Here is a 15,746-nt window from a genome sequence, read left to right as displayed (position 1 = left end):
GGAGTCCCCCGCGGGCCGCGTTCCCGCCGGGATTCATACCCCGGACCGCCGCGCCGTACGGGCCCGGTGGCCGGGCCAGGTCGGGTCGGGTCGGGTCGGGTCGGTCAGCGGAAGCGGTAGACGGTGGTGGAGGCGAACTCCTCGCCGGGCCGCAGCACCGTCGAGGGGAAGTGCTCCTGGTTCGGCGAGTCGGGGAAGTGCTGGGTCTCCAGGCAGAGCCCGGCGTGCCTGCCGTACGGCGTGGCGACGCCGTCGAGGAGGTTGGCGGTGTAGAACTGCACGCCGGGCTCGGTGGTGGTGACCTCCATGGTCAGGCCGCTCACCGGGTCGGTGACCTCGATGCCGCCGTCCAGGACGTAGCAGTGGTCGTAGCCGCCGCCCAGCAGCGGGTCGCCGACGCGGTCCCCGATCCGGTGCGGGACGGTGAAGTCGAACGGCGTGCCGGCCACCGGGGCTAGCTCGCCGGTCGGGATCTGCGTGGCGTCGACCGGCAGGTAGCGGGCGGCGTCGATGCGGACCACGTGGTCCAGGACGTCGCCGCCGCCGGCGAGGTTGAAGTAGGAGTGGTTGGTCAGGTTCAGCACGGTCGGCGCGTCGGTCGTCGCGCGGTAGTCGAGCCGGAGTGCGTCCCCGGTCAGCGTGTAGGTGAGCGAGACGGTCAGCGTGCCCGGGTAGCCCTCCTGTCCGTCGGGGCTGACGTAGGTGAGCGTCACCGCCGCCGGGGATGCCTCGGCCACCCGCCACACGCGCTGGGAGAAGCCGCCGGGGGGATCGCCCCCACCAAGATCACTGACTTTGCCGGGGAGGCCGCCGTCCAAGATGCCGATACGCTGTCGCGCTACGACCCGGTCAAACGGCTGGCGCTGCTGGCGTGCCTGCTGCATACTGCGCGGATGCGGGCGCGGGATGATCTGGCCGAGATGCTGTGCAAGCGAGTGGCGGCCAACCTGAAGAAGGCCCGGGCCGCGCTGGAGGACATCCGCGAGCGGCAGCGCACCGTCAGTGAGCGGCTGATCGGCACCTACCGCACCGTGCTGGAGCGTCTGGACCCCGACGGCCAGGCTGGAGGGGCATCGGGTGCGGCCGGCGCGGTGGCCGCGGTGAACAGCGCCGACGGGTTCGCCGCCCAGTTGGCCGGCATCGAGGAGGTGTCGGCCTTCCACGGCGACAACTACGAGGTTTTGGCCTACCGGTTCTTCAGACAGGACCGGACGGTGATGTTCGACCTGGTCGCCAAGCTGGAGCTGACGGCCACCTCCCGCGATGACTCGGTGCTGGCGGCCCTGGATCACGCCCGCGCCCACGAAGCCAAGCGGCGGGACTTCATCCCGATGCCGCCGCGCGTGGAGGGCAGCGACGACCCCGAATCGGGGATCATGTTCGCCTCGGGCAACTGGCGGCGCGCCGTCACCGACCGGGGCCGCCCGGGAATGGTGGCACGCCGGCATTTCGAGGCGATGGTGTTCACCTATCTGGCCGAGGAGCTGCGGACCGGCGACATCGCGGTGGCCGGGTCGAACGAGTACGCGGACTGGAGCGCCAACCTGCTGCCGTGGTCAACGCGTTCGCCGAGCTGGACGTGGTCAAAGCCTGAAGGAGATCGACTTCACCACGGTCGAGCTGGCTGCCTGATCACGTCGGCACGGGAGGCAGACCAAGTAAACGCCAAAGATGCAATCCGCAGGCAGAAGGCATGATGAGGCTCCGGTGGCCCTGACGGAAGATCCGCCGACTCGGCTGGCTAGAGGTCTTCGACGTACCCGGCGGCGATGTCGAAGACCTCTGATCAGCCAGGCTCGATGGCACCAGATCTGCCTCTGACCAGGGCCTTGCCCCTTTGACGCTTATCTTGTCTGCCCCCCGAAGTGGTTTCAGGCGGCGTTGAGGGCGGTGGTCGGGTGGAGTCGTGCGGCTCGCGCTGCAGGGTAGAGGCCGGCCAGCACGCCGACGGCCAGGGTGGCGGCGATGGCGCCGCCGATGGACCAGAGCGGGATCACCGGCGTCCAACCCTGTACGAGGGCGAAAGCCGCTGTGGCGACCGCTCCCAGCGCCGCGCCCGCACTGCCGCCCAGCGCTGACAGCAGCAGCGACTCGGTCAGGAACTGCAGCCGGATGTCGCCCTTGCGAGCGCCCAGGGCGCGGCGCAGGCCGATCTCCTGCCGCCGCTCCAGCACAGAGATGATCATGGTGTTGGCCACGCCGACGCCGCCGACGAGCAGCGCGACCGCGCCGAGGCCGAGCATGAGCGTGGTCATGCCCTCGTCGGTGGCCGCGCGGGCGGCCAGCGCGTCCGACGGTCGGCTGATCTTCACGACCTCGGGTGATCCTGGGCTGACCGTGCGGGCCAGTACGTCACGTACCGCTTCCACGGCGTCGTCACGAGAGCGTTCGAAGATCACCGTGGGGTGGCCGTCGAAACCGAGGTGGTGCTGCGCGGCGGTGAAGCCGACGAGGGCCACCCGGTCCAGCTCGGGGACCAGCTCGACGGGGTCGAGCACGCCGACGACCACGAACCAGCTGTCCCCGATGAGGATCTTCTCGCCTGGGCCGAGTACGCCGAGCCGTTCGGCGGCCACCGCGCCGAGCACGGTGGTGGGCAGACGCTCGCTGGCCGCGGTCAGCCAGGTACCGGAGCGCACCCGGCCGCCCAGCGCCCTGAGCAGGTCGAGTCTGGCCGCCTGCACAGCCACTCCGGCAGTGCGCTCCTGCGGGACGACGTCGCTGCGCCTGACCGAGGCGTTGACGTCACCGGTCGCGGTGGCCTGCTGAACCGGGCCGACAGCGCGGACCATGGCCACGGCCTGCTTGGGCAGCTTGGCGTCCTCGCCGAGCGCGGTCTTGCCCGCCTGTACGGTCAGTAGGTTGGTACCGAGCCGGTCCAGCTGGGCGAGCACGTCGGCGCGGCTCGACAGGGACAGCCCGATCACTGCGACCATGGTGGCGATGCCGATGGCGATGCCGAGCGCGGACAACACCACCCTGGCCCGCCTGGAGCGCAGCCCCCCGGCCCCGGTGCGCAGGATGTCGACCGGCCTCACGAGTCGCTCACGATCCGGCCGTCGCGCATCCTGATCCGGCGCGGCAGCGACGCGGCGATCTCGTTGTCGTGCGTGATGACCACGACGGTCGTCCCTCCCTGGTGCAGCTCGTGCAGCAGCTCCATGACGACCTGGCCGGAGGCGGTGTCGAGGGCACCGGTGGGCTCGTCGGCCAGCAGCAGGGCGGGCCGGCCGACGACCGCCCTGGCGATGGCGACGCGCTGTTTCTCGCCGCCCGACAGCTGGTGCGGCCGGTGATCGAAGCGGTGCGCCAGCCGTACCCGCTTCAGAGCCTCGCGGGCCCTGACTCGGCGTTCGCGCAGCGGGACGCCCGCGTAGAGCAGGCCCTCCGCCACGTTGTCCACGGCGCTCAACCCGGCCGAGAGGTGAAAGTGCTGGAAGACGAAGCCGATATGGCCGGCTCGCAGCGTAGACAACGCCGCGTCCGACAGCGTGCCCACGTCGTGTCCCGCGATGTGGACGCCCCCGCTGCTGGCCCGGTCCAGAGTGCCGACGATCTGCAGCAGGGTCGACTTGCCTGACCCGGAAGGGCCGACGACGGCCGCCAGCTCACCCTCGTCCACGCGCAGGCTCACCCCGCGCAGCGCGTGGACGTCCCCTGGGTAGCTCCTGGTCACGTCGGTCAACTCGATGACGGCGCTCACTCCTTGGCCACCCCGACCTCCATGCCCTCGCGCAGCCCTGCGCCGCTGACCTCGATCAGCCCGTCGGCGGTCATGCCCGGCTCGACCGCGACGACGCGGACCTTGCCGTTCTCCACGACCTGCAGGCCGTAGCCGCCCTCGCGCAGCGCCACCACGGCCTCCACCGGTACGGCGAGCACTCCGGCGCGGCGTTGGATGGCGAAGGTGACGCTGACCGTGCCCGATGCCTTGCCGCGGAAGGCGATCTCGACGGTGAGGTTCTCGCCTTCGCCTTTCGGCCGGATGACGGTGCTCACCCGGCCGGCCATGGACGTGCCGGATGACAGGGCGATCTCGACCTTCTTCCCCTTGCGCGCCAGTTTCTGGTCGGCCGGGTCGAGTTCCACCCTGATGACCGGTGTGGCCGAGGCCACGGTCAGTACCGGCTCCTCGCCGCCCACCCTGTCCGCCAGGCGCGCGTTGGCCGCCACGACCCGGACGGGGCCTGGCTGGAAGACCACGTCACCCTGTCTGATCACGCCGTCGGGCGCGATGAACCCTCTCGCCTTCTGCAGCGACTTGACCGCGGCGACGGTGTGCGGACCGTAGCTGCGCTCGGTCACGGTAGCGAAGCCGAGCGCGCGCAGGTTCTGCTGGAGTTGCAGCACGTCAGGGCCCTGCGCCCCGGCGGAGAGCTTGCGGAACATCGGCGTCCTGCCGTACAGCAGCAGCACCGGCCTGGCGTCCACGTCATACAGGCGCTGGCCCAGCCGTACCGTCCTGCCCTCGACGGCGGCGGCGGTCAGCGTGCCCGCGACCGGGTGCCTGATCTCGCGCCGGTGGGCGTAGTCGAGCGAACCGTCGACGGTCTTGCTCCGCACCAGGTCTGACTTGGTCACCTTGGCGATCGCCGGCGGCCTGGTGGGCGGTGCCGGTGCGGTGGACGCGCAGGCACTCAGGGCCGCCGTGGCCGCGATCAGCACCAGCACGGCTCTCACTGGTCGGACCCGTCGGGCAGCAGATCCTTACACGCCTGGCGGGCCCGCTCGTAGGCGGGGGATTCGATGTCGAACGCCGGGTTGGCCGGGTTCGGGTCGCCGCCGGGGATGACGGCGTTGCCCTCCTTCTTGGGGTTGGCGAAGGCGGAGACGCCGTTGTCGCGCATGCACTTGGCGTGCTTGAGCAGCGCTTCGTAGAGCTTGGCCGGGTCCTGCTTGGGCGCGAGCGCGTCGGCGACGTTCATCAGGTCCATGCAGGCGCGCATCGCCTTGGTGAGCTTCTCCTGGCCGGCCCGCAGGTTCGAGCCCTTCTGGAGTTCGCGTTGGATGTCCTGGATGCGGTCCCAGTCGGGGTGGCCGCTCAGCTTGGGGTCGGGCCAGTCCTGCAGCCCGTTCTGGCGCATGCACCGCACGTAGGCGAGCTGGGCGTCGTAGAAGGCGCCCTTGCCCTCCTTGGCCGCAGGCTTGGTGGTGGCAGACGCGGCACTCGGTGAGCCCGCACTGAGGATCTCGCCACCGGTCGGCTCCTGGCCGCCGCTCCCGCAGGCGGCCAGGGCGAACACAGGTACGACGAGCAGCGCGATGGTGGTCTTCTTCGGCATGCCGACCACCGTGTTGGCCTGATGTGGTGAACCATCTATGGCTGTGTGATGAGGAGGTAACAGTCGCCTTTGTTACACGTTGGTAGAAAAACCGTTCAATGGTCATCACGCGCGGTTGGCAGCGTGGCCGCCATGAAGAAGATCTACCTCGCCGCCGCTGCGGCGCTCTGCCTGGGCGCGCTGATGCCGGCTGTTCCGGCCGCCGCCGAAGTGACATGGGGGACGTGCCCGCCGGACCCGCCCTACCCCCCTGCGGCCAAGGGGATCACGTGCGGCAAGGTCACGGTGCCCGTCGACTGGTCCCAGCCGGACGGCGAGAAGATCGAGATCTTCGTCTCGCGGAGCAAGGCGCGAAAGAAGAAGATCGGGACGCTGATCACCAATCCCGGCGGTCCCGGCAACCCGGGTGCGACCCCGGTCATGATGGCCGGAGAGGAGTTCCCCGACGAGGTGCTCGACAGCTTCGACATCATCGGCTTCGACCCGCGCGGCGTCGGCCGCAGCAGCGGCCTGGAATGCGAGGCCGGCCCCATCGAACAACCGACGACCAGCAAGGAGTTCGCCGCCCTCGTCGCCACGAACCGCACGTTGGGTCAGAGTTGTCGCGAGAAGACCGGCGCGCTCTTCGACCACCTCGACACCGGCTCCGTCGCACGGGACGTGGAGGCGATCCGCCAGGCGCTCGGCGAGGAGAAGATCAGCTTCCTCGGCCAGTCATACGGCACGCTCATCGGCCAGCAGTACGCGCAACTCCACCCGGAACGGCTGAACAGCCTCGTCCTCGACAGCGTGGTCGACCACAGCATCAAGGACCCGGCCAGGCTGCTGCGCGACGGCGCGGCCGAAGCCGAGCGGGCGCTCAAGAAGAGCCTGCGCACGACCGTCGCGACCCTGTTCGCCAGGGCGGACCAGGGCACCCTCACGCACAAGGGGAAGAAGGTCACCCCGCAGATGCTGACCGAACTGCTCAACGGGTACCTGAGGGTGGGCGGCACCCCCGAGCTGGACAGCAGCCTCAAGGCGCTGGCCACCGGCAAGGGCGAGGTCCGCTGGCTGCACTCCGGCGGGGAGATCATGTTCAGAGCCACCTGGTGCCAGGACTTCAGCGCGACCTTCACCAACTTCACGGACTATCGGACGGCGATGGCCGAAGCGCGCAAGGTCGCCCCGTACGTCAGGGGCAACAGCCAGGCGATCAACTTCGTGCTCGGCTGCCAGGGCTGGCCGGCCAAGGTCGCCAACCCGCCGGCCGCGCACTCCTTCACGGGTGTGCCCACGCTGGTCGCCAGTCATACGGTGGACCTGGCCACCCCGCACACCTGGGCCACCCGCGTCCATCGGCGCGTCCCCGGCTCGAAGCTGCTCACGATGGAAGGCACCGGCCACATCACCTACGCCCGGATGGGCCTGACCGCGCCCAAGCAGTGCATGAACCGTAAGATCACCGGCTTCCTGCTCACGGGCAAGGTCACGGGCACCACCTGCGGTAACTGATACTCGATAGAGCCATGGCCCACGTACTGATCATTGAAGACGACCCGTCGGTGCGCGACAGCATGGAGCTCGTCCTGCGCCGCCACGGCCACGACGTCCTCGCCGCCGCCACCGGCGAGGCCGGACTCGGCCTGCTGAAGGACAAACCTGACCTCGTGGTCTTGGACCTCATGCTCCCGGGACTGGACGGGTTCGAGGTCTGCCGCCGCATCCGCGCCGCCGGGCCGATCCCGGTCATCATGCTCACCGCCAGGGGCGACGACTTCGACGTGGTCGGCGGTCTGGAGGCGGGGGCCGACGACTATGTGGTCAAGCCGGTGACCGGGCGGGTACTGGAGGCCAGAATCCGGGCGGTGCTACGGCGGGCGGAGCCGGTCACCAGCCCCGCCGACCAGGACGACTTCGGCGACCTGGTGATCGACAGGGCCGCACTCACCGTCACCAGGAAGGGCACCAGGATCGCGCTGCCGCCGACCGAGCTGCGGCTCCTGCTGGAGCTGTCGGCCGCGCCCGGCCGGGTCTTCAGCCGCGAACTGCTGCTCGAGCTGGTCTGGGATCACGACTATCTGGGCGACTCCCGGCTGGTCGACGCGGCCGTGGGGCGGCTGCGCGCCAAGATCGAGGAGACTCCGGGGAGTCCGCGTCACATTCAGACCGTGCGCGGCTTCGGGTACCGGTTCGACCGATGAGGGTCGGTGGACTGCGGGCCCGCATGGTGGTCGTCTTCGTGCTGGTCTCGGTGATCAGCTCGGTGACAGCGACCGTGCTGATCTACCGCCAGTCCCGAGATTTCATGCTTCAGCGGACGCAAGACGCCGTCATGGAAAGCTTCCGAGTCCGCGTCACCACCCTGGCCCGCGAGTTCGACCTTCCTCCCGACCAGGCCGCGCTACGCCGCTTCGCGCAGTCGGTCTCGCCTGCCGTACGAGATGGTGTGGTCATCGCCCGTTACGGCGGTCTCACGGCCGCCTCGGACGCGGCCGCGGACCGCGCGCGGATCACAGCCGCGCTCCGCGCGGCCGTCTCCGACCGTTCAGAGCTGAGCTGGCAGCGGGTGGAGTACGGCGGGCAGCCATGGTTCGTCGTCGGCGCCCCCGTCACCTTCGAACCGTCGGGCAAGGTATCCGGGCTGGAGATCTACGGCATCGTCCCGTTGTCCGACGAAGAAGTGGACACCGCGCTGCTGCTCGAGGCGGCCAGAAACGGCATGATCATTGTCGCCGTCGCCGCCATCCTGATGGCGCTGCTCGCCGCCCGCGCGGTGCTCCAGCCGGTGCGCGACCTCGGCAGGGCCGCTCGCCACCTGGCGGAGGGAGCGCTGCACAGCCGGGCCGTACCGCGCGGCTCGGACGAGCTCACCGACCTGACCCACACCTTCAACCAGACGGCGGCGGCGCTGGAGCGGACCATGGGCGAGGTGCGCGAACAGGAGGCCCGGGCCCGCCGGTTCGTCGCCGACGTCTCCCACGAGCTGCGCACCCCGCTGGCGGCCATGGCCATGGTCACCGAGGTGCTCGACGAGGACGCCGCAGCCCTTCCACCCGACAGCGCCCGCGCGGCCCGTACCGTCAGCGCCGAGGTCACCAAGCTCACCCGGCTCGTCGAGGACCTCATCGAGATCTCTCGCTTCGACGCCGGCGCAGCCGCACTCAACCTCGCCGACCTCGACGTAGCCGAGGCGATCAAGGCGACGCTCACCGCCCGCGGCTGGCGCGACCTGCACCTGGAGCTGCCGCCGGGCATCCGGGCCCGTCTTGACCGCCGCCGCCTGGACGTCATCGTGGCCAACCTCGTCGGCAACGCGTTGCGGCACGGTGTCCCTCCGGTGTCGGTACGGCTCCGCGCCGACGGCGTCCGGTTGGAAATCGAGGTGGCCGACCGAGGCCCTGGCCTGGACGACGAGGCGATCAGGCATGTCTTCGAGCGCTTCTACAAGGCGGATGCCGCACGCACCCGCTCCGAAGGCAGCGGCCTGGGTCTGGCCATCGCCCAGGAGAACGCCCGGCTCCACGGAGGTGAGATCACGGTCGCCAACCGAGGCGGCGCTGTCTTCACCGTCCGCCTGCCGATCGAGGAACCACGATGAGACGACTCGCCCTGCTGACCGTCCTGGCCGTACTGACTGGATGCGGCATCACGCCCACTGGCGTGCACCGAGGTGGCGAACCGCCCACCGGGATCAGCAACGGCATGCGCCTCTACTTCGTCTCCGACTCCGGCCTGCGCGGAGTGGCCAGGCACAACCGCCAACTGCGCAACCTCGACGACATCGTCAAGCTGCTCCTCGCCGGTCCCGACGCCGCCGAGCAGCGCACCGGTCTGTCCACGCTCGTCTACGTCTCCGGCTCCTTCCACACGTCGGCGGCGAAGAACTCGGTCACGCTCAAGCTGGCCCGCGACCAGCAGACCGACTGGATGGCCACGGGCCAGCTGGTGTGCAGCCTGGCCAGAGGGCATGCCGTGCTCAAGGGCAGCAGGCCCGACCGTGTCCAGGTCACCATCATCACCGGCAAACGCAGCGCCGGCCCGTACCGCTGCCCGCAGTTCCTGTCCACTCAATGAGCACAGGCCGCCTCGGCTCCGCGTAGGCGTCGAGGTCGGCGGGCAGAAACTCGAGCGCCAAATCGACGCGCTGAACGCGGCCGGGTGCCGGCGCATCTTCGCCGACAAGAAATCCGGCAAGAACGCCGACCGGCCCGAGCTGGCCGCCTGCCACGCCTTCCTGACCGCCGGCGACACCCTCGTGGCACCCTCCCTGGACCGCTACGGCCGCTCCCTGGCCGACCTGATCACCATGGTCGGCGAACTACGCCACCGCGAAATCGGCTTCACCTCGCTACACGAGCATCTGGACACCACAACCCCGGGCGGGCGGCTGGTCTTCCACGTCTTCGCCGCCCTGGCCGAGTTCATCCGCGAACTCATCGTCGCCGGCACCCGCGAGGGCCTGGCCGCCGCCCGGGCCCGCGGCCGCGTCGGCGGACGCCCCACCGTGGTCACCCCCGAGATCCTGCGCGCCGCCCGCGACATGCTCCCCAACCCCGAGCACTCCATCACCTCCATCGCCAAGCTGCTCGGAGTGAGCCCAGGCACGCTCTACAACCACATCCCGGACCTGCATGAACTGCGCACCGGCCGGGGATCGACCGCACTGGAGACAGGCAGCCGATGATCCGCACCCCCTACCGAGCCAAGGGCGGCGCCGCCCAGCCGGGCGCATTCCAGCGGGGGCGGACCGGCCCATTCGGCATTCGCCCCGAGCCGGCCTCTGAGCCTGACGCGCCAGCCCATGATCCAGATAACCCGCCGCCGGCACAGGAACCAAAACCCTCACGCCTCAGCTGCCCGCACGGCCCCTGACCTGCGGCGTGCCCCTTTCCGGCGTACTTGGTCTGCCCCCGTACAACGCCGCCCACGACCCCGACCTCGACTCCGACGCGGGCTGGACCCCGACCCTGCACACCGGGATCGACCCGGCGGAGTCGGTCCGGCTGTCGGTGTCGCAGCGCGCGGGCGCGGGCCGCGTGCGCTGATCCGCTCAGGGAGCCGGGGCCCCGGTCCGCGTACGGCGGGCCGGGGCCTCGGGGCGTGCCGGCCGTCAGGCGGACAGGACGCCGTCGACGCGGCGCGGGACGCCGAGGGGGTTGTCGTCGCGCAGCTCGGGCGGGAGCAGCTCGGCCGGCCAGTCCTGGTAGGAGGTGGGCGTCAGCCAGCGGCTGATCGCGGCGGCGCCGACCGAGGTGTGGGCGGGGGCGGTGCTGGCGGGCCAGGGGCCGCCGTGGTGCATCGCCCAGCTCACCGCGACCCCGGTGGGCCAGCCGTTCCAGATCAGCCGCCCGGCCTTCCCGAGCAGCACCTCGGCGACCTCGCGGGCCTCCGCCGGGTCGTCCGCGTGGACGGTGGCGGTGAGCGCCCCGTCCAACCGCTCCAGTACGGCGGGCAGCTCGGCGGGGTCGGCGTAGGTGACCACGATCGCGGCCGGGCCGAAGCACTCCTCGGCGATGCCGGGCAGGGCCTCGGCGAACGTCGCCAGGTCGGTGGTGAACACCTGGGGCGTCACCGCGAACGCGCCCTCGCCGGGCCGTCCCTGGGCGAGCGGGGTCAGCGCGCCCAGCCGCTCCAGCCCGTGCAGGAACCCGCCCCGCATCCGCTCGGTCAGCATCGGCCCTCCGGCGGTGGCGGCGACCGCCTCGGCGACGGACTTCAGCAGCTCGGCGTCGTCGGGCACGAACACCAGGCCCGGGTTGGTGCAGAACTGGCCGACACCGAGGGTGAGCGAGGCGGCGAACCCCGCCGCGAGGCCCTTGCGGTGGTCCGGGGACAGGGCGGAGGGCAGGACGACCACCGGGTTGACGCTGCCCAGCTCGCCGTAGAACGGGATCGGGTCGGGCCGCTCGTCGATGAGCGCCTGGATGGCCTTGCCGCCGGGGATGGACCCGGTGAAACCGACCGCCACCACTTCGGGGTGCCGCGCCAGGGCCTTGCCGGCGTCCAGCCCCCGGACCAGGCCGAGGAGCGCGGGGTCGGGCAGGGCACCCTGGATGATCCGGTGGGACAGTTCGGAGGTGCGGGGGTGCCCGTCGTGTGCCTTGACCACCACCGGGCAGCCGGCGGCCAGGGCCGAGGCGGTGTCGCCGCCGGCGACCGAGAACGCGAAGGGGAAGTTGCTCGCCGCGAACACGCCGACCACGCCGGGCAGCGGGTGGTTCATGCGGCGCAGGTCGGGGGTGGGCGGCTCGGCCCTGGCGTGGTCGATCACCGCCTCGACGTGGGCGCCGTCGCGCAGGACCCGGGCGAAGAGCCGGAACTGCCCGGCGGCCCGGCCGACCTCGCCGCGCAGCCGTACCTCGCCGAGCGCTGTCTCCGCGTCGGCGGCCCGCCACAGCTCCTCGATGTTCGCCTCCAGCGCGTCGGCGACCGCTTCGAGCGCCGCGGCCCGGTCGGCGGCCCGCCAGGCGGGGGCGGCGGCGTGCGCGGCACGGACGGCGGCGTCCACCTCCTCATCGGAGGTGAGGGGGAAGGGATCGCCGAAGGACTCACCGGTCCGGGGGTCATATGAGTGGATCAACGCGGAGCAACCTTTCATCACCGTGAAGCGCCCCCGCGGGGGCACGCGAGAACCACCTTCTTACGGTAAGCGCTTTCCCCAACAGGGGGTAATATTTTACAGAGGGTTGTGCTCATGACGGCGCGGCGGATCGGGCGGTCTCGCGGGCCCAGCGGTAGTCGGCCTTGCCGGCCGGGGAACGGACCATCTTCTCGACGAAGGCGAAGATGCGCGGCACCTTGTAGCCGGAGAGCCGGGTACGGCAGTGCGCGGTCAGCGCCTCGGCCGACGGGGCCGCGCCCGGCCGCGGCTCGACCACGGCGGCGACCCGCTCGCCCCACCGCTCGTCGGGGACCCCGGCGACCACCGCGTCGAAGACCTCCGGGTGGCCCTTGAGGACCGCCTCGACCTCCTCCGGGAAGACCTTCTCGCCGCCGGTGTTGATGCACGCCGACCCCCGGCCGAAGATCGTCATGGTGCCGTCCTCCTCGACCGTGGCGATGTCGCCGGTGAGCAGCCAGCGGGTGCCCGCCCGGTCGGTGACGAAGGTGCGCCGCGTCTTGTCCTCGTCGCGGTAGTAGCCGAACGCGATCCGGCCGCTCTTGGCGACCGTGCCGAGCCTGCCCGACCCGGGTTCGACCGGCTCCAGCCTCTCGTCGAGCACCGCCAGACCGGAGCCGTCGTTGGCGCGGAACCGCTGCCCCGACTCCGGCGAGGAGCCGGGTACGGCGGAGGCGGTGTAGCCGGACTCGCTGGAGCCGAAGCTTTCAATGATCATCCGGTCCGGCAGCAGCTCGGCCAGCCAGTCGCGGACGGCCCCGCTCAGGATGGCGCCGGTGGAGCTGACCCCGAACAGCGACGACAGGTCGTGACCGCCCCTGGCGATCTCCTCGGCCAGCGGACGGGCCATCGCGTCGCCGGTGATGTTGATCGACACGACGCGTTCCCGGTCGATGGCCCGCAGCACCTCGGCCGGGTCGAACCGGCGGACGTAGACCATGGTGCCGCCCAGCCACCAGGTGATGAAGGTGGCCATCTGGGCCGCGCCGTGCATCAGCGGGGCCGCCGTCATCATGCTGAACGGCTGGGACTCCACGGCCGCCTCGACGACCGCGCGCGGTGTGGCGCGCGGCTCGCCGTACGGGTTGCCGCCGCCGAAGGCGAAGAACAGGTCCTCGCACCGCCACATCACGCCCTTGGGCATGCCGGTGGTGCCGCCGGTGTAGATGATGTAGACGTCGTCGCCCGACCGCTCGGGGAAGCCGCGGGTGGCCGGCCGCCCGGCCAGCGCCGCCTCGTACGGCACCGCCGCCCCGAGCGAGGACGGGCCGCCCGCCACGATCAGGTGCCCGAGCCGCTCGGCCCGCGGCGCCACGGCCGACACCCGCCCGTCGAACTCCGCGTCGAACAGCAGGGCCACGATGTCGGAGTCGCGGTAGAGGTGCAGCAGCTCCTCCTCGACGTAGCGGTGGTTGACGTTGACCGGCACGGCCCGGATCTTCAGCGCGGCCAGCAGGCCCACGACGTACTCGATCCCGTTGCGGAGCTGGATGCCGACGTGCTGCCCGGCCCGCACGCCCGCCTCCCGGAGGTGATGGGCCAGCCGGTTGGCCTCGGCGTCCAACCCGGCGTAGGTCATCCGGTCGTCGCCGCAGACGACGGCGACCCGGTCCCCGATCGCGTCCGCGAGGCCCTCGAACAGATCCGCGTGGTTGAACTCCATTCGGTCCTCCCGGAGGGGTCAGGGTCTGTCGCTGCCGACCATCCACATCGCGAAGAACTGGGCGCCTCCGCCGTAGGCGTGCCCGAGGGCCCGGCGAGCGCCGTCCACCTGGTGCTCGCCCGCCATTCCCCTGACCTGGAGCGCCGCCTCGGCGAACCGGATCATCCCGGACGCGCCGATGGGGTTGCTCGACAACACCCCGCCGGAGGCGTTCCACGGGATGTCGCCGTCCAGGGCGGTGGCGCCGGACTCGGTGAGCTTCCACCCCTCCCCCTCGGGGGCGAACCCGAGGTTCTCCAGCCACATCGGCTCGTACCAGGAGAAGGGCACGTACACCTCGGCCACGTCGATCTCCCGGCGCGGGTCGGTGATGCCCGCCTGCCGGTACACGTCGGCGGCGCAGTCCCGGCCGCCCCGGGGGTTCACGGTGTCGCGACCCGCCCGGAAGATCGGCTCGGACCGCATGGCCGCGCCCAGGACCCAGGCGGGGACGGAGCCGGTGAGCCGGTCCTCGGCGGCCAGCACCATCGCGCACGCGCCGTCGGAGGACGGGCAGGTCTCCAGGTAGCGGATCGGCTCCCACAGCATCGGCGTCGCCTCGACCATCGCCCGGTCGATGCCGGGGATGCGCAGGTGGGCGTAGGGGTTCCGCAGCGCGTTGCGCCGGTCCTTGACCGCCACGAGCGTGCCGACGTGGTCCGGGGCGCCGGAGCGGCGGATGTACTCGCGGATGTGCGGGGCGAAGTAGCCGCCCGCGCCGACCACCAGCGAGGCGCTGAACGGCAGGTGCGTGGACAGCGCCCAGGTGGCGTTGGACTCCGACTGCTTCTCGAACGCCACCGTGAGCACCCGGCCGTGCACGCCGCCCTGGACGAGCGAGGCCCCGGCCAGCGCGGTGGACCCGCCGACCGATCCGGCGGTGTGCACCCGCATCATCGGCTTGCCCGCCGCGCCGAGCGCGTCGGCGAGGTACGCCTCCGGCATCATCACGCCCTCGAACAGGTCGGGCGCCTTGCCGATGACGACGGCGTCGATGTCCTTCCAGGTCAGCCCGGCGTCCTCCAGGGCGCGCAGCGCCGCCTCGCGGACCAGTCCGGCGAGGGACACGTCGCGCCGCCGCGTCGTGTACCGCGTCTGCCCGACTCCGATCACCGCGCAACGGTTCATCTTCCGCCCTCCAGCACGGCGACGAGGTTGTGCTGGAGGCAGGGGCCGCCGGCGGCGTGCGCGACGGCGCGGCCGGCCCTTCCCTCCATGACGTGCCGGGCGGCCTCGCCGATGCGGATGAGGCCGGTGGCCATGACGGGGTTGGCGGCCAGCGGCCCGCCGCTGGGGTTGACGGCCGTGGCGGCGGGGATGTCCAGGGCCCGGCGCAGCACGATCTCCTCGTGGCTGAACTGGGCGTGCAGCTCGGCCACGTCGGGCCGACCCTTGCCGGCCCCCGCCGCACGTGCGGCTTCGGCGGCGGAGGCCGACCGGGCGAGATCCCTCATGCCCGGGTAGTGCGGCTCTATGCGGTGCGCGACGCCTTTTATCCACGCGGGCCGCTCGCACAGCTCCCGGGCCAGGTCGCCGGCGGCCAGCACCACCGCGGCGGCGCCGTCGGTGATCGGGGCGATGTCGTACGGCCGCAGCGGCGCGACCTCGAACTCCTCCCCCTCGGGGTCGGGCAGGTCGAGGGCGTGAGGGTTGGCCCGGCCGGCGGCGCGGCTGCGCCGTACGATCTCGTCCAGCTCGGCGCGGTCCGCGGCCACGGCCGACGCCTGGAGCGCGGCGAGGGAGACCTGGTCGAGGCCGAGCGGGGCCAGGTAGTAGGGGTCGAGCTGGAGCGTCATGATCTCCCGCAGGTCGCCCTGGGACGACTTGCCGAAGCCGTAGACGAGGGCGGAGTCGACGTCGCCGTGCTGCAACCTGGCCCACGCCTCGTACAGCGCCCAGGCGGCGTCCATCTCCACGTGGCTCTCGGAGATCGGCGGCCAGGCGCCGAGCGCGTCCAGCGCGGAGACGAAGGAGAACGGCGCGCCCGCCAGGTAGTCGCACGAGCCCGAGCAGGTGAAGCCGAACCGGCGCAGTCCCGTCGCCCGGCGGACCTCCTCCAGCGGCCCGAGGATCATCTCCGGCTCGCTGCGCCCCTCGTCCACGGCGCTGTGCCGGGTCTGCGCGAACGCCACCACCGCGACCTCGCGCATCACGCCCCCTC

At 71.5% G+C, this 15,746-nt stretch carries 15 protein-coding genes and 1 pseudogene; 7 read left to right on the top strand and 9 right to left on the bottom strand.

Annotation, left to right across the window (positions count from 1 at the left end):
- Window positions 1–104: 104 nt before the first annotated feature.
- Complete coding sequence (locus ACQP10_RS06980; protein WP_346021972.1) at window positions 105–884, bottom strand: aldose epimerase family protein; 780 nt, start codon at window positions 882–884, stop codon at window positions 105–107.
- On the opposite strand from ACQP10_RS06980, the pseudogene ACQP10_RS06975 reads away from it, so the two are divergent.
- Window positions 768–1,571 (top strand): annotated as a pseudogene (locus ACQP10_RS06975) (Tn3 family transposase); the annotation flags it as partial. The gene ACQP10_RS06980 and the pseudogene ACQP10_RS06975 sit on opposite strands and share 117 nt — an antisense overlap.
- Window positions 1,572–1,871: 300 nt before the next feature.
- On the opposite strand, the gene ACQP10_RS06970 reads toward ACQP10_RS06975, so the two are convergent.
- Genes ACQP10_RS06970 through ACQP10_RS06955 form a run of 4 tightly spaced genes read right to left on the bottom strand, consistent with a single transcriptional unit; the run spans window position 1,872 to window position 5,282 of the window.
- Window positions 1,872–3,038 (bottom strand): ABC transporter permease, encoded by a 1,167-nt coding sequence (locus ACQP10_RS06970; protein WP_346021970.1) that lies wholly within the window; start codon window positions 3,036–3,038, stop codon window positions 1,872–1,874.
- Window positions 3,035–3,703: an ABC transporter ATP-binding protein gene (locus ACQP10_RS06965; RefSeq protein WP_346021969.1), complete on the bottom strand. Its 669-nt coding sequence runs from the start codon at window positions 3,701–3,703 to the stop codon at window positions 3,035–3,037. Before ACQP10_RS06965 ends, ACQP10_RS06970 begins: the two co-directional genes overlap by 4 nt.
- Window positions 3,700–4,671 carry a peptidoglycan-binding protein gene (locus ACQP10_RS06960; protein WP_433541075.1) on the bottom strand — a complete coding sequence of 324 codons (972 nt, stop codon included), beginning with the start codon at window positions 4,669–4,671 and terminating at the stop codon, window positions 3,700–3,702. The genes ACQP10_RS06965 and ACQP10_RS06960 overlap by 4 nt, the downstream gene beginning before the upstream one ends.
- A gap of 5 nt (window positions 4,672–4,676) precedes the next feature.
- Window positions 4,677–5,282: a hypothetical protein gene (locus ACQP10_RS06955; protein ID WP_346021967.1), complete on the bottom strand. Its 606-nt coding sequence runs from the start codon at window positions 5,280–5,282 to the stop codon at window positions 4,677–4,679.
- Window positions 5,283–5,414: 132 nt separating this feature from the next.
- Between ACQP10_RS06955 and ACQP10_RS06950 the strand changes: the two genes are divergently transcribed.
- The 6 genes from ACQP10_RS06950 to ACQP10_RS06925 all read left to right on the top strand — a co-directional run bounded on the left by ACQP10_RS06950 (window position 5,415) and on the right by ACQP10_RS06925 (window position 10,309).
- The gene (locus ACQP10_RS06950) at window positions 5,415–6,776 is read left to right on the top strand and encodes an alpha/beta hydrolase (RefSeq protein WP_433541074.1); all 1,362 of its coding nucleotides are present in this window, start codon (window positions 5,415–5,417) and stop codon (window positions 6,774–6,776) included.
- Window positions 6,777–6,790: 14 nt separating this feature from the next.
- A complete protein-coding gene (locus tag ACQP10_RS06945; RefSeq protein WP_346021965.1) occupies window positions 6,791–7,465 on the top strand; it encodes a response regulator transcription factor in 675 nt (224 codons plus the stop codon).
- Complete coding sequence (locus tag ACQP10_RS06940) at window positions 7,462–8,862, top strand: HAMP domain-containing sensor histidine kinase (RefSeq protein ID WP_346021964.1); 1,401 nt, start codon at window positions 7,462–7,464, stop codon at window positions 8,860–8,862. The genes ACQP10_RS06945 and ACQP10_RS06940 overlap by 4 nt, the downstream gene beginning before the upstream one ends.
- Entirely contained in the window at window positions 8,859–9,338 is a 480-nt protein-coding gene (locus ACQP10_RS06935) for a hypothetical protein (RefSeq protein ID WP_346021963.1), read from the top strand. The genes ACQP10_RS06940 and ACQP10_RS06935 overlap by 4 nt, the downstream gene beginning before the upstream one ends.
- On the top strand, window positions 9,232–9,948 hold the full coding sequence (locus tag ACQP10_RS06930) for a recombinase family protein (RefSeq protein ID WP_433541073.1): 717 nt from the start codon (window positions 9,232–9,234) through the stop codon (window positions 9,946–9,948). Before ACQP10_RS06935 ends, ACQP10_RS06930 begins: the two co-directional genes overlap by 107 nt.
- A gap of 196 nt (window positions 9,949–10,144) precedes the next feature.
- Window positions 10,145–10,309: a hypothetical protein gene (locus ACQP10_RS06925; RefSeq protein WP_346021961.1), complete on the top strand. Its 165-nt coding sequence runs from the start codon at window positions 10,145–10,147 to the stop codon at window positions 10,307–10,309.
- Between the two features lie 65 nt (window positions 10,310–10,374).
- Here ACQP10_RS06925 and ACQP10_RS06920 read toward each other — a convergent pair whose 3' ends face one another.
- From ACQP10_RS06920 to ACQP10_RS06905, 4 genes are all read right to left on the bottom strand, one after another.
- Window positions 10,375–11,844, bottom strand: coding sequence for an aldehyde dehydrogenase (NADP(+)) (locus tag ACQP10_RS06920; protein ID WP_433541072.1), 1,470 nt, complete (start codon window positions 11,842–11,844; stop codon window positions 10,375–10,377).
- Between the two features lie 112 nt (window positions 11,845–11,956).
- Complete coding sequence (locus tag ACQP10_RS06915) at window positions 11,957–13,546, bottom strand: acyl-CoA synthetase (protein WP_433541071.1); 1,590 nt, start codon at window positions 13,544–13,546, stop codon at window positions 11,957–11,959.
- 18 nt (window positions 13,547–13,564) lie between these two features.
- Window positions 13,565–14,713 carry a thiolase domain-containing protein gene (locus ACQP10_RS06910; protein ID WP_179819367.1) on the bottom strand — a complete coding sequence of 383 codons (1,149 nt, stop codon included), beginning with the start codon at window positions 14,711–14,713 and terminating at the stop codon, window positions 13,565–13,567.
- On the bottom strand, window positions 14,710–15,735 hold the full coding sequence (locus ACQP10_RS06905; protein ID WP_179819368.1) for a lipid-transfer protein: 1,026 nt from the start codon (window positions 15,733–15,735) through the stop codon (window positions 14,710–14,712). Before ACQP10_RS06905 ends, ACQP10_RS06910 begins: the two co-directional genes overlap by 4 nt.
- Between the last annotated feature and the right edge of the window lie 11 nt (window positions 15,736–15,746).

It is taken from the genome of Streptosporangium sandarakinum (genome assembly GCF_050942225.1).
Taxonomy (GTDB): Bacteria; Actinomycetota; Actinomycetes; order Streptosporangiales; family Streptosporangiaceae; genus Streptosporangium; species Streptosporangium nondiastaticum.
The sequence above is the reverse complement of the archived record's forward strand: the minus strand, read 5'-3'. Positions and strand labels throughout refer to the sequence as shown.

What these genes read in the sequence shown, in the direction of transcription:
- ACQP10_RS06905 (WP_179819368.1), bottom strand. Translation starts at nt 15,735, where the DNA reads ATGCGCGAGGTCGCGGTGGTGGCGTTCGCGCAGACCCGGCACAGCGCC.
- ACQP10_RS06940 (WP_346021964.1), top strand. Translation starts at nt 7,462, where the DNA reads ATGAGGGTCGGTGGACTGCGGGCCCGCATGGTGGTCGTCTTCGTGCTG.
- ACQP10_RS06915 (WP_433541071.1), bottom strand. Translation starts at nt 13,546, where the DNA reads ATGGAGTTCAACCACGCGGATCTGTTCGAGGGCCTCGCGGACGCGATC.
- ACQP10_RS06950 (WP_433541074.1), top strand. Translation starts at nt 5,415, where the DNA reads ATGAAGAAGATCTACCTCGCCGCCGCTGCGGCGCTCTGCCTGGGCGCG.
- ACQP10_RS06910 (WP_179819367.1), bottom strand. Translation starts at nt 14,713, where the DNA reads ATGAACCGTTGCGCGGTGATCGGAGTCGGGCAGACGCGGTACACGACG.
- ACQP10_RS06945 (WP_346021965.1), top strand. Translation starts at nt 6,791, where the DNA reads ATGGCCCACGTACTGATCATTGAAGACGACCCGTCGGTGCGCGACAGC.
- ACQP10_RS06980 (WP_346021972.1), bottom strand. Translation starts at nt 884, where the DNA reads ATGCAGCAGGCACGCCAGCAGCGCCAGCCGTTTGACCGGGTCGTAGCG.
- ACQP10_RS06930 (WP_433541073.1), top strand. Translation starts at nt 9,232, where the DNA reads ATGCCGTGCTCAAGGGCAGCAGGCCCGACCGTGTCCAGGTCACCATCA.
- ACQP10_RS06955 (WP_346021967.1), bottom strand. Translation starts at nt 5,282, where the DNA reads ATGCCGAAGAAGACCACCATCGCGCTGCTCGTCGTACCTGTGTTCGCC.
- ACQP10_RS06935 (WP_346021963.1), top strand. Translation starts at nt 8,859, where the DNA reads ATGAGACGACTCGCCCTGCTGACCGTCCTGGCCGTACTGACTGGATGC.